Raw genomic sequence first — 12,071 nt, 5'->3', positions numbered from 1 at the left:
ATAGGCCAGATTGTTGAGGCTTAAGGCGGTGTCGGGATGGTCGGGGCCGAGCGCCTTCTCCCAGATCGCCAAGGCGCGGGTGTAGAGCGGGGCGGCGGCCTCAAGCTGCCCCTGCGCCTGATACAGAGAGGCCAGATTGTTGAGGCTGGTGGCGGTGTCGGGATGGCCGGGGCCGAGCGCCTTCTCCCGGATCGCCAGGGCGCGGGTGTAGAGTGGGGCGGCGGCCTCAAGCTTCCCCTGCGCCTTGTACAGATAGGCCAGATTGTTGAGGCTTAAGGCGGTGTCGGGATGGTCGGGGCCGAGCGCCCTCTCCTTGATCGCCAGGGCGCGGGTGTAGAGCGGGGCGGCGGCCTCAAGCTGCCCCTGCGTGTCGTACAGCACGGCCAGATTGTTGAGGCTTAAGGCGGTGTCGGGATGGTCGGGGCCGAGCGCCCTCTCCTTGATCGCCAGGGCGCGGGCGTGGAGGGGGGCGGCGGCCTCAAGCTTCCCCTGCGTGTCGTACAGCACAGCCAGATTGTTGAGGCTTCTGGCGGTGTCGAGATGGTCGGGGCCAAGCGCCTTCTCCCGGATCGCCAGGGCTTCTGTGTACAATGGAAGCGCAGCCGGATAGCGACCGGCCCGGTACTCCGCTTGTCCCGCGCTGTTCAGATAGTCCGCCCGCAACAGGGCGTCGTCTGGTGGGCAGAGAGTGGCGGCTTCGGTGAAGGCGGCGGCGGCGCGGGGGTAGTCGATTTCGCTGGTGGCCAGACGACCCAGCGCCGCCGCCTTTTCCGCCGCGCGGCGTTTGTGGATGTTCATTGCGTTGCGCAGACGGTCGGCGGCGGCGATGTTGGCGGCCTTGGCCTCCGTCAACAGGCGGCGGGCATCCTCGTTGCGGCCCGCGAGCAGGGCGGCTTCGGCGTCGGCGCTGAGGCGGGCAACGTCGGGGTCATCCTCGCCACGAAACAGCCTGACCTCCGCCAACAGCTTTTTGTGATCGCGCGCGATCTCGGACAGGCGGACAGCGAGCTGTTCGGGCGGAACGTCGTTCTGTTCCAGAGTCTTGAAAAAGCCGCCAAGCGCGGCTTCCGTCACACCCAACTGTTTGCTGAGAGCCTTGACCTCTTGAACCGCCGCGCTGTCCTGCCGGGCGTATTCGATCATCAATTCTTTGAGCGCGACCGGCGTCAACCCGACCGATCCGCCGACATTCCCGTTCACCACGATGCCGCCATGGTCGGCGGTGATGTTCTGGGCGGTTGACGACGGGGCGGCAATCACCACAGCGGGAACGAGGGACACCAGCGCCGCGCCGATCAGGAGTGTGGCAAGGCGGCTCATCGGGTCACGGTCCCTTTGGGGCCGGGGCGGGCAGGGGTGCGCCGCCGACGTTACCGGTCACGTTGCCGTTGATGATGGTCCCGCCGTTGGTGGCCTTCGCGTCACCACCGATGCTGTGCGCAGCGGGCGCGGCTTCGCCGCCCTTTGTGCTGACCCAAACCCACGCGCCGATCCCGGCCAACCCGACCAGGGTGATGAGAAAGGCGAGCGTGGTCAGCAGGCTGTCGTTGCTGGCTTGGCCCTTTCCGCCCGATGCCTTGCCGATGATCGCGCGAAAGACCAGCAGAACCACACCCAGGGCGATGCCGCCGATCCCGGCGATCTGCCCCAGGCTTTTCAGCAACGCGTCGTCCATGCCATCCCCCACCGCCAACCGCATCATCGGACAATGATGCGAAGAGCCTTGGGGGAAAGCAACCCTGATGGTGTGGCGCACCGACCGACGCTTACCGGCTGTTGCCGCGCCGCCTCAGGCCAACAGTTGATCCAGCAGGTGATGCAGGCGGCGCAGTTCGGTCCATTCGGCGTCGGTCAGGCGGCTGCGGTGATCGCGCAGGTCGCGGACGTCGACCTGGGCGAAGTCGCGGGCGATGCGTTGGGCGGCGGTGACGAGGCGGAAGACGGGCAGGGGTGGGGGGAGCGGGCCGGGGCGGTCGCCGCGCGGGGCGTGGGCGCGTTTGGCCTCGCGCAGGGCCTTCACCGTGCCGCCCTCCTTGATCAGGTCCCACAGCCGTTGTTGGGTGTCGGCGTCCTCGACGGCGGCGATCTCCGTCAGGATGCTTTTGGGGACGGAGCGGTAGCGCATTTCAAACTCGTCGAGGATCCCGGCGGGCAGGCGCAGCAGCGACAGGGTGCGCGTCACCTCCGCCTGACTGCGGCCGATGACGTGGCCAAGCGCCTCGTGCGTGTAGTCGTGCCGCTCGATCAGGCGGGCGAAGGCGCGGGCCATTTCCAGCGCGTCGAGATCGACCCGCTGGATGTTCTCGATCAGGGCCAGCTCGTCGGGGTCGCCGTCGCTGACGATGGCGAAGATGGTCCGCCGCCCGATCAGGCCGCAGGCGCGCCAGCGCCGTTCCCCGGCGATCAGGCGATAATCGCCGTCGCCGATCTCCTGCACCAGGATCGGTTGCTTCAGCCCGTGCCGTTCGATCGACGCCGCCAGCTCGCGCAGCGCCTCCTCATCGAAATGGCGGCGGGGCTGGTCGGGGTTGGGCTGGACGCGCTCCAGATCCACTTCGATCAGGCGGGGGAAATCCGCCGACAGGCCGAACAGGGCGTCGCCGCCGCGCTGGGCCGCCTTGTTCAGGATCACGCTGCTGGTGCGTTCCAATTTACGCGACGCCATGGCGGGCCTCCGTCGGGCGGGCAATCAGGTGGGCGGCCACCTCGCGGGCGAGGTCGGTGTAGGCCTGGACGCTGGCGGAGTTCGGATCGGCCTCCACCGCCGGACGCCCGGCCCCGGACGCCTGGGCGTAGAGCGTGGCGCGCGGCACCACCGGCAGCACCCGCGTGCGCCCTTCGTAATGGGCCTGGATTTCCTTCAGGCTGGCCTGATCCTGGGTGAGGCGGGCCGAATACATGGTCGGCAGAATCCCGAAAATGTTCAGCGACGGGTTGGAGCGCCGCCGGATCTTGGCGATGGTTTCCATCAGCAACGGCACGCCCAACCCGGCAAACACCTCCGTCTGCACCGGAATCAGCACCAGATCGGACGCGGCGAGCGCGTTGATGGTCAGCAAACCCAGATTGGGCGGGCAATCGATGATGACGACGTCGAAGCGCTCGCGCACGTCGGCGAGCTTTTCTTTCAGCACCAGGGAATTGTCCGGTTCGGCCACCAGCTCCGTTTCCGCCGCCGCCAGCCCTATGCTGGACGGGGCCAGCGTGAACAGTCCGTTGCAGACCGGCTGCGCGATGGCGTCAAAGCTGAGACCGCCGCGCAACACGCTGTAGAGGCCCTTGCGCACCATTTCCACCTCCCCCGGATCCAGGCCGAGATGGACGGTGGCGTTGGCCTGCGGGTCGCTGTCGATCAACAGCACCTTCAGCCCCAGGGTGGCGAGCGTGTAGGACAGGTTGACCGCCGTCGTCGTCTTGCCCACACCGCCCTTTTGGTTGGCCACGGCGATGACCGCACGGCGCACCGGCGTCAAATCGGCGGGCAGGGCAGGGCCGCCCGCCGGAACCTCCTGGCTGCGGATGAACTGTTCGACCTGCTGGGGGATGCGCTCCGCTCCGCTTTCCCAACGGCTGACGCGGGAGCGGTCGTAGCGGCGGTTCAGGTGGCCGTTGAGCCAACCGGCAAACCCAAGCTGGTCTTCGCCGCGCCGTTCCCGCAGGGCGCGCAGTTCTTCGCCGGTCATGGACACTCCGTGTCGAAACCCGCCGGTGGACGGGGAGGGGTGGGGCATCGCGCCTGTGGGCGTGGCCGTGTGCGTGCGTGGCGCCACTCTACGGATGTGACGCAAGCGGTCAAGCCGAACCGCAACATGTGCGTCACACCGGCCGTCGCGAGGGGCGGATTGGGCCTTTCATACGACGTCGTATAGGAATTATATCCTGCAATGGGTGGGGGAGGGGACTCGCGTCTTTGGCCGCTGATCGGGCGGTTGCACGGCCCTACACACTATCTCTGTGGCCGGGACAGAGCCAGCGTTACCGATTCAGCGTTAGCGGTGGGAACGCGTTGCGAGTCGTGTCTTGATTCATAAAGGTGCCGCCGTTTCTGATTCAGCGTTGGCGGATCGGTTGTCCGGCCTGAGAGCCGATTCAAACTCAGCGAGGCGAATCGCGAGTCGCGGGTAAGGAAGGAAAGATCAACCAACGCAAGGGCTTGGCCATGGGATGTTTCAAATTCAGCGGCCATGCTGCTGCCGTGTCCGAGTCCCGGGGGATTGGATCCCTCGTGTCAAAATCAGCGTGGCCACAGTCTGGAAAGCCGGTGGACGGTTGATTGAAGGGGCCGAATCGGCTGGCAAGCGTTGCAAATTCAGCGAATGGACGGTGTGAGTTCGGTGGCCAGGGCCGCGCGTTGGCCGGATTCGCCGCGTGCAGGACTGCGGAAGGGGGCTTGGTCGTGGTCGCGCACGCCAAACGCGTGACCGATTCCTACCGGAGAATCTCTTATAGGGAGTCTTATATAGGACATGGTTGCAAGTTCAGCGTGGAAAACCATTGAAATCGTTGCGACTTCAGCGTGAACGACGGGCCTGCCGTTGCGAGTTCAGCGACGGGGCCGTTGCGGAGTCAGCGTGGATGACTGGGGACAGCCACCGCCCGTTGCGGAGTCAGCGTGGAGAATCGTGGACAAGCCAGGGTTGGAGGCCGCGAAAGCGAGGCGGTGCAACGGGTTCGTCACAATCGTGGGCGCTGAAGTTGAAACAGGGGGCGGATCGGGCCTCGCCGCCGCCGCGCTGAACTTGCAACGGATTCCGCACGCCGCGTTGCAACTTCAGCGAATCCTGGTGTGCCGCCGCTTCACAGCCCCCGGATTTTGTGTTTTCTGAAACCCACTGGTCCCGGCGACCGGTCGTGTTGAGGAAGGGAAAAGAGGGTGTCCATGGCCAAGATCCACGAGCAATTGACCCTGGAGGGGTTCGAGGCGGTCTTGGCACGGACGGAGGACCCGAAGGAGCGCCGCCGCGTCATCATGGCCCATGAGGCGATCTCCAACGAGATCGACGCCATCGGCTATCTGCACGCCGGATTCTGCCAAGCCTCGCTGCCCCACCGCAAGCCCAAGGACGAGACCGCCCCCTGGGTGCGCAACAACGGTCGCTACCAGCTCGTCGTCCGCCCCGGCATTCTGCCCCTGCGCGACGGAACGGTGCTGGACGTCGGTGTCCCCTATGGGGCCAAGGCGCGCCTGATCATGATCTATTTGCAGACCGAGGCGCGCAAGACCCGCACCCCCCACGTCGATCTCGGCCCCAGCATGAGCGCGTGGCTGCGCCGCCTCGGCCTGGCCCCGACCGGCGGGGAGCGCGGCAATTACAAGCCGGTGCGCGAACAGGTGCTGCGCATCGCCCGTTGCGAATTCACCTTGCGCACCACCACCGGCAACTCCAGCGCCGAAATCTCCGACCAGCGGCTGATCGACGGCATCAAGCTGTGGCGCGACGACGAGGAAACCCCGGATCTGTTCCGCACCGGTGGCGAGTGGGTGCGCTTCGTCCGCCTGACCACCTCCTTTTTCGATCATCTGATGGAACACGCGGTTCCGTTGGACGAGCACGCCATCGCCAAGCTGAAGAATTCGGCCCTGGCGCTCGACGCCTATGTCTGGCTGGTCCACCGCCTGCACCGGCTGGACAAGCAGACGCTGGTTCCCTGGCACGCGCTGTCCCAGCATTTCGGTTCGGTCAGCGAACACCGCGTGCTCGCCTTCCGCCTGAAGGAAGCCTTGAAGGACGTCATGGCCGTCTATCCGGACGCCAACATCGAGCCGACCGCCAAGGGTCTGCTGCTGCGGCCGTCGGCCCCGGCGGTCCCGTCCAACAAACACGCCATCCTGCGCCCGGCCCTGTTGCGTTGATCCTCCGCCGCGCTACTCTCATGACCGGTCGGGTCGGTGTGGGGGCAGGCGTGGCGGCGGTGTTGTCGGATGACGCGATCCTGGACGCGGCGCGGTCGGTGCTTCCGGCCCTGTGCGCCCTGACGCTGTTCGGCAGCCGGGCCAACGGGCCGGGCCGGGCCGACAGCGATCTTGACCTTGCCGTCCTCCTGCCCGAACCCGCTGACCCGGTCGCCTTGTGGGAGGCGGGCGAGGCCATCGCCAAGCGGTTGGATGTGGACGTCGATCTGGTCGATCTGCGCCGCGCCAGCACGGTGATGCAGCACCAGATCATCACCACCGGACGCCGTCTGTTCGCCCAAGGGGCGGAGCCGGATCGTTACGACGCCTACATCCTCAACGCCAAACTCGCGCTGGACGAGGCGCGCGCGCCGCTGTTGGCCGACATTCTGCGGGAAGGGCGCGTTCATGGCGGATGATGCGCTGATCAACAAGGCCGCGACCATCGAACGCTGCGTTGCCCGCGTGCGCGAGGAGTATGGCAAGGATCCCGGCGGTTTCCCCCAGGACCTGACGCGGCAGGACGCGGCGATTCTCAACATCCAGCGCGCGTGCGAAGCCAGCCTCGACATGGGCCACATCATCATCCGGCGCGACCGGCTGGGCGTGCCGCAAAGCGCGCGCGATGTGTTCGCCCTGCTGGAGCGAGCGGGATGGATCGACGCCCGGCTGGCCACGGCGTTGCAGCGGATGGTTGGCCACCGCAACATCGCCGTGCATGACTATCAAAGCCTCAACATGGCTGTGACCGTTGCGGTGATCGAACGCCACCTGGATGATTTTCTGGCCTTCAGCCGGGCGATCCTGACCCGATCCCCCGGCTGAAGGCCCACCGGCTGTTATCCCCCGGCGGGGCTTCAGCCGTTCTTTACGTCTCGGCGTTCGTTTCGACCTCCAGCCCGGACGCGAGCACCGTCACCCGGCTGCGGCCACCGCCCAGCGGGCTGACGCGGACCTGCGCGCCGATCCGCTCGACCATCGCCGGGACATGGCTGATGACGCCGACCTGACGGCCTCCGGCCTGCAGGGCCTCCAGGCAGGACAGGGCCACGTCCAAGCTGTCGGGATCCAGCGTGCCGAATCCCTCATCGATGAACAGCGTGCCGATGCCGCCGGCGCTCCCCGCCGCCATCGCCGACAGACCCAGCGCCAGGGCCAGCGACACCAGGAACAGCTCACCGCCCGACAGGCTGTGCACGCCGCGCCGCTCGTCGCCCATCTCGCGGTCGATCACCTGGATGTCGAGGTTGGCCCCCGGCACCCGTTCCAGCCGATAGCGGCGGGCCAACTCGTCCAAATGCCGGTTGGCGTGGGCGAGCAGGCGATCCAGGCTGAGGCTTTGGGCGAAGTTGCGCATCTTCTGCCCATCCGCCGAGCCGATCAGCCCGGACAGCGACGCCCACAGCGCGTGTTGCGACTTCTGCGCGTCGATGGCGATGGTCAGATCGGCCAGCCGCGCCCGGTTTTCATCGTCGGCGGTCAAGCGCCCGCGCGCGGCCCCCTGCCGCTGCCGCGCTGCATCCTGGTGGTTGATCGCGTCGGTCAGCGCGGCTTCGGCCCCCGTCAGGCCGGAGGTGTCAACCTCACCCTCGCCGTCCTCCGTGGACCGCGCGGCGTGCGGGGGCTGACGGTCGCGGTGATCGGCGCGCTGACGCCGCCGTTCGGCCAGCACCAACGCCGCGTCGCGCCGCGCCGTTTCAAGTTCAGCGAGCGCGTGGTCTTCGGCCAGCCCCTCCGCCTCCGGCTGGGCGGTGGCGTGGCGGGCCTCCGCGTCGCTCAGCCCGCTTGCGGTCAGCGCGTCGGTCAGCCGGTCGCGCGCCTCGACCGCCGCCTGATCGGCGGCGATGGCGGCGGCGTGGCTGCGTTCCACCAGATGCGCGGCGGCGGTCAGGCGGGCGGCGGCGTCCTGCCGTTCCAAGGCGGCCTGCTGCGCGGCGCTGTCGGTCTGCCGCTGCTGGGCGTCGAGCGCGGCGCGGCGTTCGGCCACCGGCTGCCCGTCCAGCAGCCCGGCCCGCTCGGTCCGCAGGGCGTCGAGCCGGTCGGTCAGGCCGTGGCACCGCTGCCGCGCGGTCTCCGCCAGGGCCGCCGCGCCGCTGTGATCGGCCTGGGCGCGTTCGGCTCGCCGTTCGGAATCCGCGACGCCGCGCTCCTGATCGGCCCGCTCGTCACGCTGATTTTGATACGCGGCGACGCGGACGGACCATTCCGCCCGGAAGGCGGCGGGATCCCGGTCCAGCGCCGCGCGCCAATCGGGCAGGAAGGCGAGCGGTTCCGCCAGTTCGGACCGCGCGGTGTCACCGTCGCGCCGGGCGTGGTCGCGGTTGCCATCGGCCAGACGCTGGGCGTTGCCGGTGGCTTCCCGCTCCCGCGCGACTCGGCTTTGGGCCTCGCCCGCGCGGCGCAACCGGTCGCCCGCCTGGGTCTGGGCCTCGCGGGCGGCGTCGAGCCGCTTGCGGTGATCCAGCGTCCGCGCCTCCTCCTCCGCCAACGCCTCCAGCCGCGTATCAAATTCAGCGAGCCATTCGGCCAGCGCTCCCGCCTCCGGGGTGGCGGGCAGCGCGTCAGCGGTCAGGGGCATGGGGAGCGGTGGCGTGGGGACCTCCGGCCCGGTCAGCAGGGCGACCAGCGCCGACCGCTCGCGGGTCCAGCGCGCGCCGTCGGTGTCCAGCGCGCGGTCCAGAACGTCCAGCCGCTCGTCCAGACCGGCGACGGCGCTGCGGGCCGCCCGCGCGGTGGCCTCGTGCCCGGCTTGCCGGGCGAGCGCGTCGGTGTGGTCGCGGGCCAGGGCGGCAACCCGTTGTTCCTGATCGCGGGTGACGTCGCGAAGCTGGGCCAGGGGCGCGCCGTCGCCCGCCCAGGGGTGATGATCGGATCCGCAGACCGGGCAGGCTTCCCCGGCGACCAGACGGCGGCGCAGGCTGTCGACATCCTCGCGCTGGATCAAGCGCAGGCGGCGCAGCGTGTCGTCGGCCTCGTCGCGCGCCGCCTGTTTGGCGTTGGCCTCAGCGGCGCAGGCGGCGGCGGCGGCGGTTTCGCGGGCGTCCTCCTCCCGCCGCGCCGCGCGTTCGGCGCGCCACCGCGCCGCCTCCGCCCGCCGCTGCGCGGTCTGCTCGGCCAACGCGGCCAGACCGCGCAGCCGGTCGCGGCGGTCGAGCGTCGCCCGGCGTTGGGTCAACACCGCGTCCAGCGCCGGGGCGGGTTCGGCCTCGACGCCCGCAAGCGCGCGGCCGGCCGCGTCCAGATCGGCTTGCGCGGCGGCGACGGCGGCTTGGGCGCTCTCGGCCTGATCGTCCAGCGCCGCCAGGGCGGTGGCGAGCCGCTGGGCCTCGGCCTCGGCGGCGCGTCGGCGCGTGTCGGCGTCGGCCACCCGGAGCAAGGCGGCGTCCCAGCGCGCCCATTGCCCGGCCAGCGGGGCGAGCGCGTCCTGCGCGGCGAGCGCGGCGGTCAGCGCCGTCACCCGTTCCCGCCCGGCGGTGAGGGCGGCGTCGGCCCGGCGGAATGCCTCCGCCGCCGCGCGGGCCTGCGCCTCGGCGTCGGTCGCGTGAGTTTGGGCCTCCTCCGCCTCGCGGGCCAGCGCGGCGATGCGGCCATCCAGTTCGGCGGCCTGGGCCAAGGCCGGTTCGGCCCGCAGCCGGGCGGCGTTGGCCGCCTCCGCCTGACTGGCGGCGACGGTCAGGCGGTCGGTGGCCGCGGCCAGCGCCTGTTGGGCGGCGGCGCGCGCGGCGGTGGCGTCCTCTTCCGCGTGGCGGGCCTGCGCCACCGCCTGGGCGAGGCGGTCGGCGTCGGCGATCAAGGGGCGCAGCGGTTGGGCGCGCCGCCGCAGCGCCGCCACGGCCCGCCGGGGTTCGGCCCGCTGCCACGCCGCATCGGCGTGCGCCGATGCGTCCTGCGCGGTCTGTTCGGCCTCGGCCAAGCGGCGGTCTTGCGTCCACCAATCCAGCGCCGCGCGCGCCTTTTCGACCAACCGGTCGGCGTCGGCGACCGCCGCGTCGGCCCGCTGGCGCTCCGTTTCCAGTTCGGCGCGGGCTTCGGCCGCCAGCACGCCGATGCCGCCGCCTTGGGCGACCAGATTGTCGAGCGCCTGCTTTTCCCGCCGCTCGCGCTCGTGGGCGGCTTTCGACAGGGCGGAATAGATCTCCGTCCCGGTCAGCAGCTCCAGCAGGGCCGAACGTTCGGTCGCCGGGGCCTTGAGAAAGGTGGCAAAATCGCCCTGGGCCAGCAGAACCGCGCGGCGGAATTGCTCAAAGCTCAGGCCCAAACGCTGCTCGATTTCCGCCAACACGGATTTCTTGCCGTCGCCGAAGCGCTGGTCGCCGTCCAGGCTGGACAGGCTCATGCTCTGGGCCTGCACCGCGCCGTCGGCCTTCAACCGCGCCCGCCGCACCTCCCAACGGGCGCGGTAGCCATGGCCGTCCACCCCGATGAAATCGACCTCGGCCCAGCCCGACGCCGCCCCCCGGCGCAGCACGCCGCGCACGTCGTTGGCCGCCAGCGTCTTCGGATCGCGCTCCGCCGCCGATTGCTCGCCCCGCCCGGTCGGCAGGCGGGGGATGGCGTCGAACAGGGCCAGACACAAGGCGTCCAGAATGGTGCTTTTCCCCGCCCCGGTCGGGCCGGTGATGGCGAACAGCCCGGCCCGCCGCAGCGGCCCGTTGTTGAGATCAACCGCGAAGGTTCCGGCCAAACTGGTCAGATTGTGCCCGCGCACCGCCAAAATCCGCATCACGCGCCCTCCTGAACCGACATCAACACCTGTTGGAAGGCCGCCATCAGATCCGGCGGCGGTTCACCCTGGTGATGACGCTGATAGAGGCGATGGAAGACGTCCTCCGGCTCCAGATCGCTCAACTCCACCGCCGGGGCGTGATCGGCCAGGGCCGCCCCGTCGCCGGTCAACCGCACCGCCAGCTTGACCAGCCGGGCGGGCCGTCCGGCCAGGGCCGCTTCCACCTCCTCGCGCAGGGCCGGGCGCGGGCTGGCCAACGCCACCGACACCTCCACGAAGGGCCAACGCTCGCGCGGCGCGTCCGCGTCGAGGGGGAGCGCGCGCAGGGCCTCCAACGTCGCGTCGGGTGGGGCGAAGCGGCCGCCGCCGGGGATGCGGTGAATGGGAACGGCGCGCGGGACCGGCAGGGCCTGCCGCCCAACCATGCGGCCCTCGGCCAACTCCACCAGCATCACCTGATGGGGGTAGCTCTCCTCGTCCAAGGCCAGCGGCAGGGGGGAACCGCTGTAGCGCACATGCTCCAACCCGCCCACCGCCTGCGCCCGGTGCAGATGGCCAAGCGCGACATAGGCGGCGTCCGCCGGAAAGATGTCCACCGGCAGGGCGTGCAGATTGCCGCCCAGAATCTTGCGCTCGCTCAGATCCGACAGCGCGCCGCCGCGCATGTAGCAATGGCCGGTCAAAACCAGCGCTTCATCGGCGTTGAGGCAGGCGCGCGCCGCCGTCACCGCCTGGTCGTAGAGCTGGCGGACCCCCTCGATCAGCGGGTCGACCCCCTCCACGCCATCCTCGATGGGAAGCGCGGGCAGATCGGCCGGGCGCAGATGCGGCATCGCCACACAGCGGGCGGCGACCAGTCCGTCGCGGTCGTGCAGCGGAACCAGCAGCCCGGCGGGGTCGAACCGGCCGTCGGGCCGCAGCGGCGGCGCGCCGATCACCGCGACTCCCAAGGCCGCCAGCAACGGGGCGGACGCGTCCAATCGGCTGGCGCTGTCGTGGTTTCCGGCCAGCACCACCACATCCAGGCGGGGAAAGCGTGCCTTGGCGGAGGCGAGAAAGCGATGGAACAACATCAGAGACGGGATCGGCGGGTTTTGCCCGTCAAACAGATCGCCCGCGATGATGAGGGCGTCCACCGCATGCTCCCCAATCCGGTCGAGCAGCCAATCCAGAAAGCGGGAATGCTCATACTCCCGCGTCAGGCCGTGCAGCGTCTGGCCGAGATGCCAATCGGCGGTGTGCAAAAGGCGCAAGGGGCGGGGCATGGCGGTGCACTCGAACGGCGAAAAGGGCGGCCACTGTACAGCACGCGTGCGCGAGCGCAGGGGTCCTGATGGGGTTTTTTGGAAAAAATGCGCTTTGGATGAAAAAAGGTGTTGCGTGAAATTGGGATGCCGCCTATAAAGCGCCTCCCGACGCGAACGACGCCGACGCGCTCCGAACGGAGCGGCG

The 12,071-nt window shown here is 69.6% G+C and carries 9 protein-coding genes; 3 read left to right on the top strand and 6 right to left on the bottom strand.

All coding sequences use genetic code 11. From position 1 onward, the window contains the following. The 4 genes from EJ903_RS15725 to EJ903_RS15710 form a co-directional block, all read right to left on the bottom strand. Window positions 1–1,320 (bottom strand): tetratricopeptide repeat protein (locus EJ903_RS15725; RefSeq protein ID WP_148105282.1); only part of this gene is annotated, 1,320 nt, incomplete at its 3' end. Between the two features lie 4 nt (window positions 1,321–1,324). Then, window positions 1,325–1,675 carry a hypothetical protein gene (locus EJ903_RS15720; protein ID WP_126617121.1) on the bottom strand — a complete coding sequence of 117 codons (351 nt, stop codon included), beginning with the start codon at window positions 1,673–1,675 and terminating at the stop codon, window positions 1,325–1,327. Window positions 1,676–1,789: 114 nt separating this feature from the next. Further along, window positions 1,790–2,665 (bottom strand): ParB/RepB/Spo0J family partition protein, encoded by an 876-nt coding sequence (locus EJ903_RS15715; protein WP_126617119.1) that lies wholly within the window; start codon window positions 2,663–2,665, stop codon window positions 1,790–1,792. Continuing rightward, window positions 2,652–3,683 (bottom strand): AAA family ATPase, encoded by a 1,032-nt coding sequence (locus EJ903_RS15710; RefSeq protein WP_126617116.1) that lies wholly within the window; start codon window positions 3,681–3,683, stop codon window positions 2,652–2,654. The genes EJ903_RS15715 and EJ903_RS15710 overlap by 14 nt, the downstream gene beginning before the upstream one ends. A 1,196-nt stretch (window positions 3,684–4,879) precedes the next feature. On the opposite strand from EJ903_RS15710, the gene EJ903_RS15705 reads away from it, so the two are divergent. Genes EJ903_RS15705 through hepT form a run of 3 tightly spaced genes read left to right on the top strand, consistent with a single transcriptional unit; the run spans window position 4,880 to window position 6,718 of the window. Next, a complete protein-coding gene (locus tag EJ903_RS15705) occupies window positions 4,880–5,854 on the top strand; it encodes a replication protein RepA (RefSeq protein ID WP_126617114.1) in 975 nt (324 codons plus the stop codon). A 20-nt stretch (window positions 5,855–5,874) separates the two neighbouring features. Then, on the top strand, window positions 5,875–6,312 hold the full coding sequence (mntA, locus tag EJ903_RS15700) for a type VII toxin-antitoxin system MntA family adenylyltransferase antitoxin (protein WP_210211457.1): 438 nt from the start codon (window positions 5,875–5,877) through the stop codon (window positions 6,310–6,312). After that, the gene (gene hepT, locus EJ903_RS15695; protein ID WP_126617112.1) at window positions 6,302–6,718 is read left to right on the top strand and encodes a type VII toxin-antitoxin system HepT family RNase toxin; all 417 of its coding nucleotides are present in this window, start codon (window positions 6,302–6,304) and stop codon (window positions 6,716–6,718) included. The genes mntA and hepT overlap by 11 nt, the downstream gene beginning before the upstream one ends. Before the next feature lie 43 nt (window positions 6,719–6,761). Here the strand turns inward: hepT and EJ903_RS15690 are convergent, their stop codons facing one another. Further along, on the bottom strand, window positions 6,762–10,616 hold the full coding sequence (locus tag EJ903_RS15690) for an AAA family ATPase (RefSeq protein WP_126617294.1): 3,855 nt from the start codon (window positions 10,614–10,616) through the stop codon (window positions 6,762–6,764). Next, window positions 10,616–11,884 carry an exonuclease SbcCD subunit D C-terminal domain-containing protein gene (locus EJ903_RS15685; protein WP_210211456.1) on the bottom strand — a complete coding sequence of 423 codons (1,269 nt, stop codon included), beginning with the start codon at window positions 11,882–11,884 and terminating at the stop codon, window positions 10,616–10,618. Before EJ903_RS15685 ends, EJ903_RS15690 begins: the two co-directional genes overlap by 1 nt. Between the last annotated feature and the right edge of the window lie 187 nt (window positions 11,885–12,071).

It is taken from the genome of Azospirillum griseum, from assembly GCF_003966125.1.
Taxonomy (GTDB): Bacteria; Pseudomonadota; Alphaproteobacteria; order Azospirillales; family Azospirillaceae; genus Azospirillum; species Azospirillum griseum.
The sequence above is the reverse complement of the archived record's forward strand: the minus strand, read 5'-3'. Positions and strand labels throughout refer to the sequence as shown.

Excerpts from the sequence above, each read along its gene's own strand:
- EJ903_RS15720 (WP_126617121.1), bottom strand. The coding sequence starts at position 1,675 with ATGGACGACGCGTTGCTGAAAAGCCTGGGGCAGATCGCCGGGATCGGC.
- EJ903_RS15715 (WP_126617119.1), bottom strand. The coding sequence starts at position 2,665 with ATGGCGTCGCGTAAATTGGAACGCACCAGCAGCGTGATCCTGAACAAG.
- EJ903_RS15710 (WP_126617116.1), bottom strand. The coding sequence starts at position 3,683 with ATGACCGGCGAAGAACTGCGCGCCCTGCGGGAACGGCGCGGCGAAGAC.
- EJ903_RS15705 (WP_126617114.1), top strand. The coding sequence starts at position 4,880 with ATGGCCAAGATCCACGAGCAATTGACCCTGGAGGGGTTCGAGGCGGTC.
- mntA (WP_210211457.1), top strand. The coding sequence starts at position 5,875 with ATGACCGGTCGGGTCGGTGTGGGGGCAGGCGTGGCGGCGGTGTTGTCG.
- hepT (WP_126617112.1), top strand. The coding sequence starts at position 6,302 with ATGGCGGATGATGCGCTGATCAACAAGGCCGCGACCATCGAACGCTGC.
- EJ903_RS15690 (WP_126617294.1), bottom strand. The coding sequence starts at position 10,616 with ATGCGGATTTTGGCGGTGCGCGGGCACAATCTGACCAGTTTGGCCGGA.
- EJ903_RS15685 (WP_210211456.1), bottom strand. The coding sequence starts at position 11,884 with ATGCCCCGCCCCTTGCGCCTTTTGCACACCGCCGATTGGCATCTCGGC.